Source organism: Rheinheimera sp. D18, from assembly GCF_004345025.1.
Classification (GTDB): Bacteria; Pseudomonadota; Gammaproteobacteria; order Enterobacterales; family Alteromonadaceae; genus Alishewanella; species Alishewanella metallidurans.
In genome coordinates this window covers 2435252-2453509 of record NZ_CP037745.1, presented here as the reverse complement: position 1 = coordinate 2453509, position 18258 = coordinate 2435252, and the positions used below count along the sequence as shown (strand labels likewise).

Annotated in this window: 17 protein-coding genes; 14 read left to right on the top strand and 3 right to left on the bottom strand. The window is 44.6% G+C overall.

The annotated features are described in order from the left end of the window. Positions 1–27: 27 nt before the first annotated feature. Entirely contained in the window at positions 28–999 is a 972-nt protein-coding gene (locus E0Z06_RS11565) for a class 1 fructose-bisphosphatase (protein ID WP_132584830.1), read from the bottom strand. A 141-nt stretch (positions 1000–1140) separates the two neighbouring features. Between E0Z06_RS11565 and mpl the strand changes: the two genes are divergently transcribed. The 6 genes from mpl to E0Z06_RS11535 all read left to right on the top strand — a co-directional run bounded on the left by mpl (position 1141) and on the right by E0Z06_RS11535 (position 6911). Beyond that, positions 1141–2502, top strand: coding sequence for a UDP-N-acetylmuramate:L-alanyl-gamma-D-glutamyl-meso-diaminopimelate ligase (gene mpl, locus E0Z06_RS11560; RefSeq protein WP_132584828.1), 1362 nt, complete (start codon positions 1141–1143; stop codon positions 2500–2502). Next, positions 2499–3140, top strand: a complete 642-nt coding sequence (locus tag E0Z06_RS11555; RefSeq protein ID WP_132584826.1) for a flavin prenyltransferase UbiX — start codon at positions 2499–2501, stop codon at positions 3138–3140. The genes mpl and E0Z06_RS11555 overlap by 4 nt, the downstream gene beginning before the upstream one ends. After that, positions 3137–4063: an ABC transporter ATP-binding protein gene (locus tag E0Z06_RS11550; RefSeq protein WP_132584824.1), complete on the top strand. Its 927-nt coding sequence runs from the start codon at positions 3137–3139 to the stop codon at positions 4061–4063. The genes E0Z06_RS11555 and E0Z06_RS11550 overlap by 4 nt, the downstream gene beginning before the upstream one ends. After that, positions 4060–4833, top strand: coding sequence for an ABC transporter permease (locus E0Z06_RS11545; RefSeq protein ID WP_132584822.1), 774 nt, complete (start codon positions 4060–4062; stop codon positions 4831–4833). The genes E0Z06_RS11550 and E0Z06_RS11545 overlap by 4 nt, the downstream gene beginning before the upstream one ends. A gap of 139 nt (positions 4834–4972) precedes the next feature. Further along, entirely contained in the window at positions 4973–6619 is a 1647-nt protein-coding gene (gene panP, locus E0Z06_RS11540; RefSeq protein WP_132584820.1) for a pyridoxal-dependent aspartate 1-decarboxylase PanP, read from the top strand. 73 nt (positions 6620–6692) lie between these two features. Then, positions 6693–6911 carry a hypothetical protein gene (locus E0Z06_RS11535; protein ID WP_132584818.1) on the top strand — a complete coding sequence of 73 codons (219 nt, stop codon included), beginning with the start codon at positions 6693–6695 and terminating at the stop codon, positions 6909–6911. 82 nt (positions 6912–6993) lie between these two features. Here E0Z06_RS11535 and glnD read toward each other — a convergent pair whose 3' ends face one another. Together glnD and map are read right to left on the bottom strand one after the other, a co-directional pair. Then, entirely contained in the window at positions 6994–9618 is a 2625-nt protein-coding gene (glnD, locus tag E0Z06_RS11530; protein ID WP_132584816.1) for a bifunctional uridylyltransferase/uridylyl-removing protein GlnD, read from the bottom strand. 19 nt (positions 9619–9637) lie between these two features. Then, the gene (gene map / locus E0Z06_RS11525; RefSeq protein WP_132584814.1) at positions 9638–10426 is read right to left on the bottom strand and encodes a type I methionyl aminopeptidase; all 789 of its coding nucleotides are present in this window, start codon (positions 10424–10426) and stop codon (positions 9638–9640) included. A 309-nt stretch (positions 10427–10735) separates the two neighbouring features. Here map and rpsB point away from each other — a divergent pair, with 309 nt between their 5' ends. The 8 genes from rpsB to rseP all read left to right on the top strand — a co-directional run bounded on the left by rpsB (position 10736) and on the right by rseP (position 18244). After that, entirely contained in the window at positions 10736–11464 is a 729-nt protein-coding gene (rpsB, locus tag E0Z06_RS11520; protein WP_132584812.1) for a 30S ribosomal protein S2, read from the top strand. Between the two features lie 109 nt (positions 11465–11573). After that, on the top strand, positions 11574–12446 hold the full coding sequence (gene tsf / locus E0Z06_RS11515) for a translation elongation factor Ts (protein ID WP_132584810.1): 873 nt from the start codon (positions 11574–11576) through the stop codon (positions 12444–12446). Between the two features lie 121 nt (positions 12447–12567). Beyond that, positions 12568–13308, top strand: a complete 741-nt coding sequence (pyrH, locus tag E0Z06_RS11510; protein ID WP_132584808.1) for a UMP kinase — start codon at positions 12568–12570, stop codon at positions 13306–13308. Between the two features lie 59 nt (positions 13309–13367). Then, positions 13368–13925, top strand: coding sequence for a ribosome recycling factor (frr, locus tag E0Z06_RS11505; protein WP_132584806.1), 558 nt, complete (start codon positions 13368–13370; stop codon positions 13923–13925). Positions 13926–14062: 137 nt separating this feature from the next. Next, complete coding sequence (uppS, locus tag E0Z06_RS11500; protein ID WP_132584804.1) at positions 14063–14827, top strand: polyprenyl diphosphate synthase; 765 nt, start codon at positions 14063–14065, stop codon at positions 14825–14827. A 5-nt stretch (positions 14828–14832) separates the two neighbouring features. Next, positions 14833–15696: a phosphatidate cytidylyltransferase gene (locus tag E0Z06_RS11495; protein ID WP_132584802.1), complete on the top strand. Its 864-nt coding sequence runs from the start codon at positions 14833–14835 to the stop codon at positions 15694–15696. After that, entirely contained in the window at positions 15696–16889 is a 1194-nt protein-coding gene (gene ispC / locus E0Z06_RS11490; protein WP_132584800.1) for a 1-deoxy-D-xylulose-5-phosphate reductoisomerase, read from the top strand. The genes E0Z06_RS11495 and ispC overlap by 1 nt, the downstream gene beginning before the upstream one ends. Next, the gene (rseP, locus tag E0Z06_RS11485; protein ID WP_132584798.1) at positions 16889–18244 is read left to right on the top strand and encodes a sigma E protease regulator RseP; all 1356 of its coding nucleotides are present in this window, start codon (positions 16889–16891) and stop codon (positions 18242–18244) included. The genes ispC and rseP overlap by 1 nt, the downstream gene beginning before the upstream one ends. Positions 18245–18258: the final 14 nt, after the last annotated feature.

The window sequence follows — 18258 nt, the reverse complement described above, 5'->3', positions numbered from 1 at the left end:
TTATTATAGCGCCGGTAGTTTAAATGGCTATCGTTGATGATAAGCAATACAGCTTTCTACTTCATGTTTTGAGCCGAGTATTACTGATACGCGCTGATGGATATCAACCGGCACTATGTCCATGATCCGCTCATAACCGGTTGAACTAGCACCACCGGCTTGTTCTACCAGAAAGCTCATTGGGTTAGCTTCATACATTAGCCGTAGTTTATCTGGCTTGCTGGCATCTTTGTTATCACGAGGGTAAGCAAAAATACCACCACGACATAACACGCGGTGCACGTCGCCTACCATGGCGGCTATCCAGCGCATATTATAGTTTTTGCCACGCGGGCCTTCTTTACCTTGCAGTAAATCGGCAATATAGGTTTGCATAGCGGGTTGCCAGTAACGCTGGTTTGACATATTAATGGCAAACTCGGCGGTGTATTTTGGAATAGTCGCCAGCTCTTCCGTTAATAAAAAGCCGCCGTAGGTTTTATCTAAAGTGTATAAGCGTGTGCCTTTGCCCGTAGTAAGTGCCAACATAGTAGATGGACCATAAAGCACGTAGCCCGCGGCTAATTGTGCGGTGCCCGGTTGTAAAAACATGCTGGCGTCATCGGCGGCTTTATCTTCGGGTGCTGGCAATATAGAAAAGATGGTACCAATTAAGCTATTAATGTCGGTGTTAGAAGAGCCATCTAGTGGGTCGAAGGTGACTAGGTATTTACCCTTTGGGTTACCGGCAACAATGGTATCTTCTTCTTCAGAACTGATCGCTTTTACTACGCCGGTTTCAAGAATGACTTCTTTTAGTAACTCGTTAGCAATAATATCGAGTTTTTTCTGGGTTTCCCCTTGAATATTCTCACCCAAGGTAGAACCTAATACTCCAGCCAGTTCTCCTTGGCTTACGCGAAAGGCAATTTCTCGGCAGGCAGCCAGTATGGTTTTAATCAATGAAAGTAAGTTGCTGTCGACTCCGTCCTGTTGCAATACTGGCGATATGCGGCGCATGTAAGGGTTCCTTATCCGTAATTATTTTGCTTAAGCAGTTAAAACTGACGTATTTTAAAGAATTTATTCGCAAATTGCAGTTATTACTACCAACTAGTTTGCTTTTGCTACAATAGCGGCAATTAATCTTCAGGAAATGTTATGCATATTCATATTCTCGGCATTTGTGGCACCTTTATGGGCGGTATTGCCGCTATTGCTAAAGCACTTGGGCATAAGGTAACGGGTTCGGATACCAATGTGTATCCGCCAATGAGTACTCAGCTTGAACAGCTGGGTATAGCACTAACCCAGGGTTGGGATCCTGCACAGTTAGAACCGGCGCCCGATCTGGTTATTATTGGTAATGCGTTATCGCGCGGTAACCCCGCGGTTGAATATGTACTTAATACTAATTTACGTTACATTTCTGGCCCGCAGTGGTTAGCCGAGCAAGTACTACATGATCGCTGGGTGTTGGCGGTGTCCGGCACACACGGCAAAACTACCACCAGTACTATACTGGCTTGGATCTTGGATTACGCCGGTTTAAAACCGGGGTTTTTAATTGGCGGAATTCCACAAAACTTTGATTGTTCAGCCCGTTTAGGTGAATCACCGTTTTTTGTTATTGAAGCCGACGAATACGACACCGCATTTTTTGATAAACGTTCTAAGTTTGTCCATTACCGACCACGAACGTTGGTAATTAATAATTTAGAATATGACCATGCAGATATTTTCCCCGATTTAGCCGCAATTCAACGGCAGTTTCATCATTTGTTGCGTATGGTGCCGGCCAATGGCTTGGTGCTATCGCCTGAAGATACGCTTGCGGTAAAGCAGACCTTAGATATGGGCTGTTGGAGTGAGCGGCAAAGCTATGGTGATGATTGGCAAGCCGAATTAATACAAAGCGACGGCAGTCACTTCGCTTTATATTATAAAAACGAAAAGCTCGGCGAGCTAAACTGGCAGTTAAGCGGTCAGCACAACGTAGATAATGCGGTAATGGCTATTGCTGCCGCGCGTCATGCTGGTGTGCCGGTGCAAGTAGCCTTAGATGCATTGACCCGCTTTATTACACCAAAGCGGCGGATGGAGCTAAAGGCCGATATCGCCGGTATTAAGGTGTACGACGATTTTGCCCATCATCCCACCGCTATTAGCACTACCTTACAAGGTATTCGCAATAAAGTAGGCCAGAACCGAGTATTAGCCGTATTAGAACCACGTTCAAATACCATGCGTATGGGCGTGCACCAAGCAGCGTTGCCATTATCGCTTGCGTTGGCTGATAGCGTATTTTTATTTGAACCAGCCAACGCCAATTGGTCATTAGATGCCATTACTCGAGCGTTAGCGCCAAAGGCGACACTGCTGCGCGATATTGATGCCTTGGTTCAATTGTTAACAGAACAAGCGCAGCCAAACGATAGCATTGTTATAATGAGCAACGGCGGTTTCGGTGGCATTCACGACAAACTCATTAACGCATTGCAACACAAATGGGAGCCGCTATGACGGTGGTTAAAGAAATTACCTTAGCTTTTAGTGGTGCCTCAGGCGCGCCCTATGCTTGGCGTTTACTAGAGTTGCTGCTGGCGCAGGGTATTAAGGTGCACTTGCTTATTTCCAGTGCGGCGCGCGTAGTATTTGCTACCGAACACGACGTTAAACTACCGGCTTCACCGGACAAATGCTCTGATATGCTGCGCCAACACTTTGGTTGCGCTGCGTCGCTATTAACGGTATACGGCAAAGAAGATTGGTTTTCACCGGTAGCGTCTGGCTCTGCTGCGCCAAAACAAATGGTTATTTGCCCATGTTCTACTGGCACGGTTGCCAGTATTGCGGCTGGCATAAGTGACAACCTGATTGAGCGCGCGGCTGATGTCGTTATAAAAGAAGGCGGCCTGCTAATATTAGTACCGCGTGAAAGCCCACTTAGCGCTATTCATTTAGAAAATATGCTTAAGCTAGCCAAGCTGGGCGTTACCATTATGCCTGCGGCGCCGGGGTTTTATCATCAACCAAAGCAGGTAAGCGATCTGGTCGACTTTATGGTAGCGCGCATTTTAGATCATTTAAAAGTACCGCATCAGTTATTAAACCGTTGGGGTTATAGCGGCGAGTCGGCTGCGACAGGAGAACAGAATTGAGTTTAGCGTTAGATATTAAAGGGCTGCATAAGGTTTATAAAAGCGGTACTGTCGCATTAAGCGGTATTGATTTACAGGTAAAACAAGGCGATTTTTTTGCCCTGCTTGGGCCCAATGGCGCAGGTAAAAGTACCACCATTGGTATTATTAGTTCCTTGGTTAATAAAACCCAAGGCAGCATTCAAGTATTTGGTTTTGACCTAGATAGCCAATTAGAGCAAGCCAAGAGTCAGCTAGGTATAGTGCCGCAAGAGTTTAACTTTAATCAGTTTGAAACGGTGCTACAAATTGTGGTTAATCAGGCTGGTTATTACGGTGTACCAAGAAAGTTAGCGTTAGAACGCGCCGAAAAATACCTTGGCCAGCTTGGGTTGTGGGATAAGCGTAATGCACGCTCGCGTGAATTATCGGGTGGCATGAAACGCCGCTTAATGATTGCTCGCGCCTTAATGCATGAACCAAAACTGCTTATTTTAGACGAGCCTACCGCTGGTGTTGATATCGAGCTGCGCCGTTCAATGTGGGAGTTTTTACGCAAAATTAATCAGCAAGGCGTAACTATTATACTTACTACGCACTATTTGGAAGAAGCCGAAATGCTTTGCCGTAATATCGCCATTATCGATAACGGCCAAATTATAGAAAACACCACCATGAAAGCCTTGTTATCTAAGTTAACTAAAGAAACCTTTATTTTCGATTTTGCTGGTGAGCCAGCCACTATTAGCTTAGAGAGTTTCACTTGGCGTCAATTAGATAGCCATAGCATAGAAGTTGATGTTGAAAATGCACAGGGCTTAAACCCAATTTTTGCCCAGCTAAGCGCACAAAATATCAAGGTGTTGTCAATGCGAAACAAAGCCAACCGACTAGAAGAATTATTTGTTTCATTGGTAGATGGAAGTAAAGGAGCCACGCAATGAGTAAGGCAAATTATAGCGTAGCGTTAAAAAGTATCTTAACCAAAGAAACTAACCGTTTTTTACGAATTTGGCTGCAAACCTTAGTACCGCCAGCAATCACTATGGCGCTGTATTTTGTTATTTTTGGTAGCTTAATTGGTTCGCGCATTGGCGAAATGGGCGGCTTTAGCTATATGGAGTTTATTGTACCCGGTTTAATTATGATGGCGGTCATTACTAACTCCTACGCTAACGTCGCCTCGTCGTTTTTTAGTGCTAAATTTCAACGTAATGTTGAAGAGTTATTAGTCGCACCCGTACCCAACTATATTATTGTACTGGGTTATGTTGGTGGCGGTATGGCGCGCGGTATTTTGGTGGGCTTAATTGTTACCTTGTTGTCGTTATTCTTTGTCAGCATTCAAATACATAACATCGCAGTGATCATTATTACCGTAATACTTACGTCGATGCTGTTTTCATTAGGCGGGCTAATTAATGCCGTTCATGCGAAGTCGTTTGACGATATAAGTATTGTGCCTACTTTTGTTCTAACTCCGCTTACTTATTTAGGTGGTGTATTTTATTCGTTAACCTTATTACCCGGTTTTTGGCAGCATGTAGCCGCGCTTAACCCTGTTGTGTATATGGTTAACGCGTTTCGCTACGGCTTTTTGGGTATAACCGACGTCAACCTGTGGCTAGCTCTGGCGGTGGTATTGGGCTTTATTGCTGCACTGTTTAGCTATGCGCTGTATCTAATTAATCGTGGCATCGGTTTACGTAGTTAAGTTGCTACTGAATTGATACTTAACAGGTCGGGCCTGAACGGTATTTTTTTGCAGACTTTTTTTTGCGCTTACAGTAAAGTAAGCGCCTTTTTCCGGCCGTTTTAGTGATAGCTAAACCCGTATGCAGAGTAGCAACAGCATGAAAGAATCGAGCAAAAGACAGGCTACGGCCTCAGAAGAAGCGCTGTGGCGTATCTTTACTGTTCCTGAAGCGCCAGACTCAACCTTGAGTATTATTGAGCAGAATTTGTCGCAAAATTTGGCCGGTTTTTTGCGTAAAAGTATTGTTGCGGTAGAAAAGCCGCTGTGGCAAATCGAGCGTGATTTTCAAACTCATGAAATTCCGCAAATGCCGAATTTTGTTTCAGATTACGCTGAAAGCCTGATGCAAAAATTAGTGGCACATTCTGTCCATACCGCCGCACCGAGCTTTATCGGCCATATGACCTCAGCTTTGCCTTATTTTGTGCTGTCATTGTCCAAGATGATGGTTGGCTTAAACCAAAATCTGGTAAAAATTGAAACATCCAAAGCGTTTACGCCGATGGAGCGCCAAGTGCTTGGTATGGTGCATCATTTAGTTTATGGCGAAAACGACGGCTTTTATAAAAAATGGATGCACAGTGCTAATCATTCGTTGGGGGCGTTTTGTTCTGGTGGTACGGTGGCCAATATCACCGCATTATGGATAGCCCGTAACCGTTTACTTAGAGCCGACGGTGAGTTTAAAGGCATTGCTCGCGAAGGCTTATTTAAAGCGATGAAACACTATGGCTATGATGGTTTAGCCATAGTGGTATCCGAACGTGGCCACTATTCACTGGGAAAAGCGGCCGATGTGCTAGGTATAGGGCGTGATTCATTAATTGCTGTAAAAACCGATGCCAACAATAAAATAGATGCTTTGGCACTAGCAGAGAAAATGGCTGAGCTAACGGCGGCTAATATTCGCGTGTTAGCTATCGTTGGTGTAGCGGGGACCACCGAAACCGGTAATGTTGATCCCTTGCACCAATTAGCGGATATCGCACAGCAATATCAATGTCATTTTCACGTCGATGCCGCATGGGGTGGAGCGACGTTATTATCAAATAAATATCGACATATACTTGATGGCATAGAGCGTGCCGATTCAGTAACTATAGATGCACATAAACAAATGTATGTGCCTATGGGGGCTGGTATGGTGGTGTTTAAACATCCGTCAGCCGCGCATGCCATAGAGCACCACGCTGAATATATTTTGCGTAAAGGGTCAAAAGACTTAGGTAGCCAAACTTTAGAAGGCTCACGGCCTGGCATGGCAATGTTAGTGCATGCTTGCTTACAGGTGATTGGCCGTGATGGTTATGAAATACTGATTAACCGCAGTTTAGAAAAAGCCCGTTATTTTGCTACGCTTATTTCGCATAATATTGATTTTGAGTTAATTACCGAGCCAGAGCTGTGTTTATTAACCTATCGTTATGTCCCTGCAATAGTGCAAAAAGCGATGAGACAAGCCAGCCCAGAACAGCTACAACGCTTTAACGAGCTGCTAAATGGGCTAACCAAGTTTATTCAAAAACGTCAGCGTGAAGAGGGTAAATCGTTTGTCTCGCGTACGCGCTTAATGCCGGTACAATATAACCGTCAAGAAACTATAGTGTTTCGCGTAGTACTTGCTAACCCATTAACTACTGAACAAATATTACATGATGTGTTAGTGGAGCAAGATCAGCTAGCGCAGCTTGATAAAGACTATTACCCGAAATTACTACAGTTGGCCAAAGAGATAACGACCTAATATACAACAGATTGTTCTATTATGTATTACCAGCTAATATCGGTTAGTTATTTTTAGTAACTGGAGTGAATATATGTCAGGTCAGGGTTCAGGCGGTAACGTTCTTGCAGCACTATGTAGTTTTTTTGTTCCAGGCTTAGGTCAGCTGGTGCAAGGGCGTATTTTGGCAGCTATTTTGTTTTTTGTGATTTGCGCAGCGGGGTATGGCACGTTCTTTTTAATTATCCCCGGCATTATTGCTGTTATTGTGCATTTGTGGGCAATTATTGATGCGGCAAAATTTCGCGCTTAAACCAAGTGTATGCTTAAGCGCTAATGAAATATCGGTTAGGGTGACTGGTTAGCATTAGGCTTTGCTGACCTTTTTCTTATTACTAATTTTCTGCTTGTTGCGAAAGTTGGTCTATAAGCGCTTGTTTTAATATAGTTTGCTGTTCAAGAGATAGCGCTTGGTCGTCACTGTTGGAAATCATAAAAAAATCTTCTGCGCGCTCACCTATAGTGGTAATTTTAGCGGCATGAATATTCACGTCACAGCGCTGAAACACTTCGCCAATATTAGCTAATAAGCCCGGCGTATCAAGTGCGGCTAGCTCTATCATAGTGCGTTTACTGGTGTTACCTGGCAAAAATACCACTTTAGGTGGTACGTTAAACTGGCGCATTTGCCTTGATAGCCTTGTTTTTTGCCGTGACAAATCAGGTTTGCCGGCAATATACAATTCTAGAGCGCGCTTAATACTTTGCTGACGAGAAGGCGAGGTTACCGCATGGCCGTTTTGTTCTAAAATGACAAAGGTATCCATGGCGTAGCCGTCTTTGTTAGTCATAATTTGTGCGTCAAAAATGTTTACTTTTTTACTATCAAGCGCTGCGACTAAACGGGCAAACAGTTTTGGCTGATCTTTAGTATAAATAAATACCTGAGTGCCACCGCGGATCGGTGTTTTACTAATAAGCACCAGCGGCTCATTAGGGTTTTTGTGCCGCAATATATGCTCGCAATGCCAGCTAATTTGTTTGGCGCTATAGCGGGCAAAATAGTCGGCTTTAATGCGGCCCCATAATTGGTTAATTTCAGTTTCACTAAAGGTATGCTTAAGTAGTAACGACATGGCTTCTGCTTGGTTTTCGCGAATAAGATCGCGCAAATCCATTGGCTTTTCTAAACCACGGCGAAAGGCTTTTTGCGTGGCTAAAAATAGCTCACGTAATAGCGATCCTTTCCAATCATTCCATAAGTTGTCGTTAGTTGCACGAATGTCGGCCAAGGTTAAACAATACAGGTAGTTTAACCGTGTTTCGTCACGTACTTTTTCGGCAAACTCGGTTACTACGGCGGGGTCGTAAATGTCGCGTCGCTGTGCGGTAACCGACATTAGTAAATGATGTTCTACTAACCAGACAATAAGCTTACTATCAAACTCACTGAGTTTATGTAGTTTGGCAAACTCGCGTGCGTCCATGCCGCCGAGCTCGGAGTGATCTCCGCCGCGGCCCTTAGCAATGTCATGAAAAATGCCGGCTAAGTACAATAATTCGGGTTTCTCCATTTTTTTTACGATATCGCTGCATAGCGGAAATTCGTTTTCGTATTCGGTTAGCGTGTATTTATACAAGTTTTTTAATAAACGATGCGTATGCTCGTCTACGGTGTAAGCGTGAAATAAATCAAACTGCATTTGGCCAACAATATTGCGCCACTGCGGTAAATAAGCCGCTAGCACGCCATAACGATGCATAAGCGTAATGGCTCTATCCATGCCGCGCGGGTGGCGCACAATAGCTAAAAATAGTTGGCGGCAGGCTTCGTAATCTTGTAAATCGCCCATTAGCCGGCGTCGCACTTGGCGAATCAGCCGCATAGTGGCTGAATGTACACCGGTAATATTTGAGTTATTAGCAATATGCCAAAATAGGCGTAATAAGTTATCGCGCCGAGCAAATACGGCATTGTCGCGCGCGGCAATTAAATGGCCTTGTAGCTCAAAATAATCATCTAGGATCAGCGTTTTTACTTTTTCTTTATGATTTAAAATACTACCGTCAAAATGCTGTAGTAGCATTTCGTTTAATTCAGACACCCGTTGCACGGTGCGAAAAAATCGCTTCATCATGCGTTCGACTGAGGCTTTACCATCTGCACCAAAGCCTAAGCGCTGAGCAATTGCCGGTTGATAATCAAATAAAATGCGGTTTTCATTACGGCCGGCTTCTAAATGTAAGGCAAAGCGCATTTGCCATAAATAGGCTTCACACTCCATCAGCTCTTGGTATTCATCTTCGGTGAGATAGTGATAAGCCACTAATTCGCGCATGGTGCGGGTTTGAAAGTGCCGTTTTGCTACCCAGCCTATGGTTTGAATGTCACGCAGCCCACCGGGGTTAGCTTTTAAATTGGGTTCTAAATTGTAACTGGTGCCATGATATTGCGCATGACGCTGCTGCTGTTCATTACGTTTAGCTTGAAAGAACGCTTGGCTAGTCCAAAAACTATCTTGGTTAATATCGAGCTGTAGTTGCTCATATAGCAGCTTATTGCCACTAAGTAAGCGCATTTCAAGTAAGTTAGTCGCAATGGTAATGTCGTCTTTACCCAGCGTTATGGTTTCATCTAAGCTGCGTACGCTATGGCCCACCTCTAAGCGTAAATCCCACAGTGTGGCAATAAATTGTGCTATAGCGTCTTGTTGAGTACTGGTTAAAGGTTCATTCGTCAGGATTAGTAAATCAATATCGGAGCAGGGATGCAGCTCGCCACGGCCATAACCGCCAACCGCTATCAGGTTTAGGTCTTTAACCTTGTGCAGGTCAAACTTATACCATAGCTGCAGTAACACCTGATCGATAAAGTGCGCGCGAGCTTTTACTAAGGCATTAACTGGATATAACGCAAAGCTTTTGCTTAACCAATCATGAAAGTCGGCAAAGACCTTTTTGTAGCTGTCCAAGCTATAACTGTCTGGCAGTGCTTTGCTATAGGTTACCGCCTGGCTCATACACCCAACTCCTATGTTGCTATTGGGCGGTTAAGATGCGCTCAATAGTATCATCACTGCGTAGGGTTAAAATTTCGCAGCCGGTGTCTGTTACTAAAATAGTGTGTTCAAACTGAGCAGATAAACTGCGATCTTTGGTTACGACCGTCCAGCCATCGGCTAACAATTTACTTTGCCGCGCGCCTGCGTTAATCATCGGTTCAATGGTTAAACACATGCCCGTTTTTAGCACATCACCGGTGCCAGGTTTGCCGTAGTGCAATACCTGCGGGTCTTCATGGAATACGGCACCGATACCGTGACCACAATATTCACGTACTACAGAATAGCTATGGTGCTCAGCGTGTTGCTGAATAATATGGCCAATATCACCCAAACGTACGCCGTTTTTAACTTTATGTAGCGCTAAATATAGGCATTCTTGCGTTACTCTAATTAGCCGCTCCGCCATAATGCTTGGCTTACCAATGACGAACATTTTTGAGGTGTCACCGTGGTAACCGTCTTTAATTACGGTGATATCGATATTAATAATGTCGCCATCTTTTAGCTTTTTATCGGCCGGAATACCGTGACATATCACTTGGTTAACTGAGGTGCAAATGGATTTTGGAAAGCCATGATAATTAAGTGGCGCCGGAATGGCTTGTTGCTCGTTAACGATATAGTCGTGACAAATAGTATTAAGCTCGTCGGTAGTAACACCGGCTTTAACAAAAGGCCCAATCATTTCTAATACGTCGGCGGCTAAGCGCCCAGCTACGCGCATTTTTTCGATTTCGGCGGTAGTTTTAATAGTTGCTGTCATACCTTCTCTCTCTAGGGTGCGGCGGGATATTAGTAGCCTTGGCACTGCTGCGAAAATACACATCTTATTGTGTTTGCGTGGTGTATATGGTATAAAGCGCGCCGCAAATTAGCAAATTGGTTTCGTGTTTATTGTAGAACCTTTAGTTCTACATTTTACATTAACCTGCTGCAATTGGCGTAATTTAAACAAAACACACATGTATCGGCACATATTCCGGGGTGCTTTGCGTTGCACTGAACAACAGTCAGCCCAAGGTCGGCATATGGGATACATGGAGGCTTAACCCCTTATACAGGAAAATAAATCATGGCAAAAGTTTCTATGCGCGACATGCTCCAAGCGGGCGTGCACTTCGGTCACCAAACTCGTTACTGGAACCCAAAAATGAAGCCATTCATTTTCGGTGCGCGTAACAAAGTACATATCATCAACTTGGAACAAACTGTTCCTATGATGAACGATGCACTGGCATTCATTCAGCAAGTAGCAGCGAAGAAAGGCAAGATCTTATTCGTTGGTACTAAACGTGCTGCATCTGAAGCTATCAAAGAAGCGGCAACCAAGGTAGACCAGTTCTATGTAAATCACCGCTGGTTAGGCGGTATGCTGACTAACTGGAAAACAGTGCGTCAGTCAATTAAGCGTTTAAAAGATCTGGAAGCGCAAAGCCAAGACGGTACTTTCGACAAGCTGACTAAAAAAGAAGCTTTAGACCGTACTCGTGAAATGGACAAGCTGGAAAAGAGCTTAGGCGGTATTAAAGATATGGGTGGCTTGCCAGACGTATTGTTCGTGATCGATGCTGACCATGAACACATTGCGATCAAAGAAGCTAACAACCTGGGTATTCCGGTTGTATCTATCGTTGATACTAACTCTGATCCAAAAGGCGTTGACTTTGTAGTACCAGGTAACGATGACGCGATCCGCGCTATTCAGTTATACCTAGCTGCTGTAGGTCAAGCTATCCTGGAAGGTCGTGACAAAAACATCGAAGTACAGGCAGAAGCCGAAGCCTTCGTTGAAGCAGAGTAATTTCTCTGTTTTTAGCGCAGGCTAAGCTTGCGTTAACACAGTGCCAAATTGCGACAGGGGCCGGCTTGGCCCCTGTTTGTCTAACCAGAATTAATACGAGGAAGCTCTCATGGCTGTAACTGCCGCTTTAGTTAAAGAACTTCGCGAGCGCACTGGCGCTGGCATGATGGATTGTAAAAAAGCATTAGAAGAAACTGCAGGTGATGTTGAAGCCGCAATTGACGCTATGCGTAAAAGTGGTTTGGCCAAAGCTGCCAAGAAAGCAGGTCGTATTGCCGCTGAAGGTACTATTATCACTCGCGTAGCTAATGGTATTGGTTTAGCGATTGAATTTAACTGCGAAACTGACTTTGTTGCGCGCGATAGCAACTTTTTAGATTTTGCTAATGCGGTTGCTGATCTAGCCCACGCTAACAAGCTGTTCACTGCAGAAGCTATTTTAGCTGCAGACTTAAACGGTACTTCGGTTGAAGATACTCGCGCTACACTGGTTGCTAAAATTGGTGAAAACATCAACGTACGCCGCGCAGCGGTAGTTGAAGGTGCAGTTATCGGTCAATACGTGCATTCTGGCCGTATCGGTGTATTAGCTGTGTTGGAAGGCGGTAATGAAGACGTAGCGAAAGATGTAGCTATGCATGTTGCTGCAAATACTCCTGGCTTCTTAACGCCAGAAGACGTACCTGCTGATGTGGTTGAACGTGAGCGCGAAATTCAAATTGATATCGCAATTAACTCAGGTAAAGCCAAAGAAATTGCTGAGAAAATGGTTGCCGGCCGTATGAGCAAGTTTACTGGTGAAGTAAGCTTAACAGGTCAGCCATTTGTAAAAGATCCTTCTATCTCTGTTGGCGATTTCCTGAAACAACACAGTGCTAAAGCTGTTTCTTTCATTCGCTTAGAAGTAGGTGAAGGCATCGAGAAGAAAGAAGAAGACTTCGCCGCTGAAGTCGCAGCGCAAATCGCGGCGGCTAAGAAGTAATTTACACTTCTGCCTGACTGCAAAAAACGCTAGAATAACCGCGACTCTAAGTTTACACGACTTAAGCCGCGGTTTTTTTTACCCGCAATTACCTTAACTTCATTGGCACTATGGGGATCTCATGAGTATTAATCCAAAACCGACCTACCGCAGAATTTTATTAAAACTCAGTGGTGAAGCACTGATGGGCGACGAAGGCTTTGGTATTGACCCCAAAGTGTTAGACCGCATGGCACAAGAAATTAAAGAATTAGTTGAGCTTGGCGTGCAGGTGGGTATTGTTATCGGTGGTGGCAATATCTTTCGCGGCGAAGGCTTAGCAAAAGCTGGTATGAACCGTGTAGTAGGCGACCATATGGGCATGCTGGCTACGGTAATGAATGGTTTAGCTATGCGTGATGCGCTGCACCGCGCTTATGTTAATGCACGAATGATGAGTGCTATTCCATTAAATGGCGTATGTGATAACTACAGCTGGGCTGAAGCCATTAGCTTACTAAAATCAGGCCGCGTGGTTATTTTCTCTGCGGGTACCGGTAATCCGTTTTTTACTACTGACTCGGCAGCATGCTTACGCGGTATTGAAATTGGTGCCGACGCGGTATTAAAAGCCACCAAGGTAGATGGTGTTTTCTCTGCCGATCCAGTAAAAGACCCTAGTGCAACCTTGTACAAACAGCTAACGTACACTGAAGTATTAGACAAAGAGCTTAAAGTGATGGATTTAGCGGCATTTACGCTAGCACGTGATCACAATTTACAAATTCGAGTATTTAATATGAACACCGCCGGCGCGTTAAAACGTGTGATTATGGGCGAGCCAGAGGGCACAGTAATCGACCACGCAGAAAATTTACAGTAAACTACTGCGCTTAGTACTGCATTGTGTAACTGATGCAATGAATAAAAAGGATAGAGATCGTGATTAACGACATTATTAAAGACAGTAACGTTCGTATGGAAAAAAGCGTAGATGCGCTTAAAATTCAATTAACCAAAGTAAGAACCGGCCGTGCTCACCCAAGTTTATTAGATGGTATTATGGTGTCTTACTATGGCGCTGATACGCCGCTGCGTCAGGTAGCTAACGTATCTATTGATGACCCACGTACACTGGCTATTACCGTATTTGATAAAAGCCTTACCACGGCGGTAGAAAAGGCAATTATGGCCTCTGACTTAGGTTTAAACCCAATGTCGGCTGGCACTACTATTCGCGTGCCATTACCTGCATTGACGGAAGAGCGTCGTAAATCGTTGGTTAAGTTGGTACGTGGCGAAGCAGAAAACGGCCGAGTTGCGGTGCGTAATATTCGTCGCGATGCTAATGCTGATTTAAAAACGCTGCAAAAAGATAAAGAAATTAGCGAAGATGACGAACGTCGCGCCGCTGATGAAATTCAGAAAATAACCGATAGCTTTATCAAGAAAATTGATGATGTATTAGCGGATAAAGAAAAAGAATTAATGGAAGTGTAATTCGCACTTCTGTTAACGTATCAGCGTCGTGACGCTAAAGCTTTGCGACGCTTTTTTATTTGTTCGTAAGTTTTACATGGTAATAAGGTTGATCAGCAATAGACTGATGAACTCAAGATAAGGACAGGTCGCACGTTATGACTGCATTGACGCAGCTCAAACCGCAAAGTTTGCCTAAGCATGTGGCAATTATTATGGATGGTAACGGCCGTTGGGCCGAACGGCAGGGCAAGCCGCGAGTCTGGGGACATAAAAAAGGCGTGGAAGCCGTGCGGCGCAGCGTAAGCTTTTGTCGTGAGCTGGGAATTCAGTCACTTACTTTATTTGCCTTTAGCAGTGAGAATTGGCGCAGGCCAGAAGACGAAGTGTCAACGCTGATGCAGCTATTTTTAATGGTGCTGCAAAGTGAAGTAAAAAAATTACATAAACACAATGTCAGGCTAAAAGTAGTGGGCGACTTATCCGCGTTTAGCGATAAATTGCGCGCTAGTATTGATAAAGCCGAGCAACTAACCGCGAATAATACCGCGTTAACATTAAATATTGCCGCAAATTACGGCGGACGATGGGATATAGTTAATGCTGCACGCACGTTAGCGATAAAGGTGCAGCAGGGGACGTTAGTTGCAGAGCAAATTGACGAGCAGCTATTTGCTCAACACGTGCAGATGCATGATCAGCCAGAGCTGGATTTATTAATTCGCACTGGTGGTGATTACCGTATCAGCAACTTTTTATTGTGGCAGGCCGCTTACGCCGAGTTCTGGTTTACTGAAATCTTATGGCCAGATTTTGATCAGCAAGTGTTTTCAGAAGCGATAGCCGCCTTTGTAAACCGAGAGCGACGCTTTGGCTGTACCGGAGAACAAATCCGGCAACTAGCGACTCAAGGTAAAGGATAACAAGATTGTTTAAACAACGGGTTATTACAGCGTTAATTATGGCGCCTTTAGCATTGTTAGCCGTATTTTATTTACCGCTACTAGGTTTTGCACTGTTTATCTCAGCCGCATTTTTATTAGGCGCATGGGAATGGAGTGGTTTATGTAACCTTGCTAACACAGCAATGCGTACAGCTTACGTTAGCTTAACCGCAGTGGTTATGGCGCTGCTGTATTGGCAGCTACCCGCACAAACCCAGTGGCCAATAGAAAATAATATTTTACTAAGCACCGTGCTACTGGCCGGAGTGGGCTGGTGGTTGCTAGCCATTGCGTTGGTGCTAACGTACCCCAAAAGTAAAAGCTTATGGGCCAATAGTGATTGGGGCAAAGCCCTGATGGGCTGGTTAACATTAGTTCCGGCGTGGGCTGGGGTGTTATTTATTCGTTCTACTGATTACGCGGCGTCTAGCTTTACTGGCGCGTGGTTAATTGTCTGTCTGCTGGCCTTGGTTTGGGCGGCTGATATTGGCGGGTATATTGTTGGTAAACCGTTCGGTAAACATAAATTGTTACCTCAGGTAAGCCCAGGCAAAACCGTTGAGGGTATGCTGGGTGGCTTAGCGCTAGTGGCAATAGCGGTTACCGTGTTGGCGTATCTACAAGATTGGCCAGCCCAAACGGGTGTTTGGTATGTGTCGGCATTTCTGCTAACCGTATTGTCTGTGTTTGGTGATCTAACCGAAAGTATGTTTAAACGCGTTGCTGGCAAAAAAGACAGCGGAAAATTTTTGCCTGGGCATGGCGGTATTTTAGATCGCATTGACAGTTTAACCGCGACGGCACCGTTGTTTGCGATTCTTGTCGCTATTTTTGGTGGCTTTTACTAATGCGTCAGGTGGTTATCCTCGGCTCAACCGGTTCTATCGGCGTAAGTACCTTATCGGTATTAGCGGCACATCCCCAAGACTATAAGGTGCTGGCGTTAACCGCGGCGACGCAAACTAAAAAATTGCTACAGCAGTGTTTGACGTTTAAGCCGCGCTATGCGGCGATGCTGGATAACAACGCCGCTAAAGCATTGGCAGCAGAATTAAAACACGCCGGTAGTCATACAGAAGTGTTATCGGGCATTGATGCGCTATGTCAGCTTGCAGCGCATCCTGATGCAGATATGGTGATGGCGGCTATTGTTGGTTCAGCGGGCTTGCTGCCAACATTGGCGGCAGTCGAGCAAGGTAAAACGGTGTTACTGGCCAATAAAGAAGCGCTAGTGATGAGCGGTGAGTTGTTTATCAGCAAAGTAAAACAACATGGTGCCACCTTATTGCCGATAGATAGCGAGCATAATGCTATTTTCCAGTGTTTACCGGCTAATTTACAGCTAAACACTCACGCGCAAACTCTGCAAGATTTTGGTATTAATAAACTACTGCTCACCGGCAGTGGCGGCCCGTTTTTGTGTAAGGCATTAACTGAGTTTTCCCAAATTACACCTGAACAAGCCGTGGCCCATCCGAATTGGAGCATGGGGCATAAAATTTCGGTCGATAGCGCCACCATGATGAACAAAGGTTTAGAGTTTATCGAAGCGCGCTGGTTATTTAATTGCCAAGCTGATGATATTGAAGTGGTAATTCATCCGCAAAGTATTATTCATTCAATGGTGCAATATAGTGATGGCTCGGTACTGGCTCAGTTAGGCCAACCCGATATGCGTACACCTATTGCGCATGCCTTAGCATTCCCTAAGCGTATCGCTAGCCCTGTTGCACCGCTTAACTTTAAGCAAATGCGCGATTTTACCTTTACTGAACCTGAGCCGGAACGTTATCCGAATTTATATTTAGCGATGGCGGCCTGCGCCGCTGGGCAAGGTGCAACCACAGCGCTAAATGCGGCTAATGAAGTTGCGGTAGCGGCGTTTTTGGCGAAACAAATACGCTTTACCGATATTGCGCGCATTAACGGCAATAGCCTTGAACATTTTGCTGGCTTTCAGGTTGCGGCACTCGATGATATATTAGCGCTCGATCAAGACGCGCGGCAATACGCGCAGTTGCAACTTAGGAAGTGTGTTTAATGTCGGGTGCGATTTGGAATTTATTGTCGTTTATTGTCGCCTTGGGCATTTTAATTACCGTGCACGAGTTTGGCCATTTTTGGGTAGCGCGCAAAAACGGCGTATTAGTTAAACGGTTTTCTATTGGTTTTGGTAAAGCATTACTGCGCTGGCGTGATAAGCAAGGCACTGAATTTGTTATTGCCGCAATTCCACTTGGTGGCTATGTCCGCATGCTGGATGAACGGGTAGATCCTGTTTTACCACAATTCAAAGACCTGGCCTTTAACCACAAAACGGTATGGCAGCGTATGGCCATTATTGCTGCTGGCCCTGCAGCAAACTTTATCTTTGCCATTTTAGTGTTGTGGTTAATGTATATGCTTGGTGTGCAAACGATGCGCCCAGTTGTTGCAGATATTACACCGCAGTCAATAGCATGGCAGGCCGGTATACCCGCACAGCAGCAAATTATCGCGGTTAACCAACATCAAGCTAGCGACGTTAATAGTGTGAACTTGTTATTAGTAGAACAAATTGGCCGAGATAGCATTGAATTAGAACTTAAAGATTTAACGACACAACAGTTACGCACTGTTGTGTTAGATACTACAAACTGGAAGTTTAACCCGGAAAAACAGAGCGTATTTGATAGTTTAGGTTTAGGTTTAGCTAAACCTAAAGTACTGACCAATATTGCCGCAATACAAAAAGATTCTGCCGCAGACAAAGCGGGCTTACAAATTAATGATAAAATTTTAAGTATTAATGATGACGCTATTAATGACTGGCAGCAGTTACAAGGCATTATTACTAATTCTGCAGAACAGCCACTGACATTACTAATTCAGCGTGCAGAACAGCAGCTAAACGTAACGGTAACGCCTACCTTGGTGATTGCTAAAGACGGTTTTTCGCAAGGTGTGCTGGGCGTTACCCCCCAAGTAACTGACTGGCCGGCTGGGGTACTTTATACCCAACAGTATGGTGCCTTTGATGCTATTGGCGCAGGTGTTGCTCATACGTGGCAGCTCACCCGATTAAGTTTCTCTATGATCGGTAAACTTATAACGGGCGACGTGTCAGTAAAGCATTTAAGCGGACCAATTTCGATTGCACAGGGTGCTGGCACTACCGCCAGTATAGGTTTGGTAGCTTTTTTATCGTTTTTAGCATTGATAAGTGTTAACTTGGGCGTTATTAATTTACTACCGCTGCCAGTACTTGATGGTGGTCATTTAATGTATATGCTGCTGGAACTAATACGTGGTAAACCTGTCTCTGAAAAGACGCAGGAGATAGGTTTCCGGTTTGGAGCGCTAATTCTGCTAATGCTAATGGGAATTGCGCTGTTCAACGATATTTCTCGTTTGTAAATAACTAATCATAA

What these genes read in the sequence shown, in the direction of transcription:
- E0Z06_RS11565 (WP_132584830.1), bottom strand. Translation starts at nt 999, where the DNA reads ATGCGCCGCATATCGCCAGTATTGCAACAGGACGGAGTCGACAGCAAC.
- mpl (WP_132584828.1), top strand. Translation starts at nt 1,141, where the DNA reads ATGCATATTCATATTCTCGGCATTTGTGGCACCTTTATGGGCGGTATT.
- E0Z06_RS11555 (WP_132584826.1), top strand. Translation starts at nt 2,499, where the DNA reads ATGACGGTGGTTAAAGAAATTACCTTAGCTTTTAGTGGTGCCTCAGGC.
- E0Z06_RS11545 (WP_132584822.1), top strand. Translation starts at nt 4,060, where the DNA reads ATGAGTAAGGCAAATTATAGCGTAGCGTTAAAAAGTATCTTAACCAAA.
- panP (WP_132584820.1), top strand. Translation starts at nt 4,973, where the DNA reads ATGAAAGAATCGAGCAAAAGACAGGCTACGGCCTCAGAAGAAGCGCTG.
- E0Z06_RS11535 (WP_132584818.1), top strand. Translation starts at nt 6,693, where the DNA reads ATGTCAGGTCAGGGTTCAGGCGGTAACGTTCTTGCAGCACTATGTAGT.
- glnD (WP_132584816.1), bottom strand. Translation starts at nt 9,618, where the DNA reads ATGAGCCAGGCGGTAACCTATAGCAAAGCACTGCCAGACAGTTATAGC.
- map (WP_132584814.1), bottom strand. Translation starts at nt 10,426, where the DNA reads ATGACAGCAACTATTAAAACTACCGCCGAAATCGAAAAAATGCGCGTA.
- rpsB (WP_132584812.1), top strand. Translation starts at nt 10,736, where the DNA reads ATGGCAAAAGTTTCTATGCGCGACATGCTCCAAGCGGGCGTGCACTTC.
- tsf (WP_132584810.1), top strand. Translation starts at nt 11,574, where the DNA reads ATGGCTGTAACTGCCGCTTTAGTTAAAGAACTTCGCGAGCGCACTGGC.
- pyrH (WP_132584808.1), top strand. Translation starts at nt 12,568, where the DNA reads ATGAGTATTAATCCAAAACCGACCTACCGCAGAATTTTATTAAAACTC.
- uppS (WP_132584804.1), top strand. Translation starts at nt 14,063, where the DNA reads ATGACTGCATTGACGCAGCTCAAACCGCAAAGTTTGCCTAAGCATGTG.
- ispC (WP_132584800.1), top strand. Translation starts at nt 15,696, where the DNA reads ATGCGTCAGGTGGTTATCCTCGGCTCAACCGGTTCTATCGGCGTAAGT.
- rseP (WP_132584798.1), top strand. Translation starts at nt 16,889, where the DNA reads ATGTCGGGTGCGATTTGGAATTTATTGTCGTTTATTGTCGCCTTGGGC.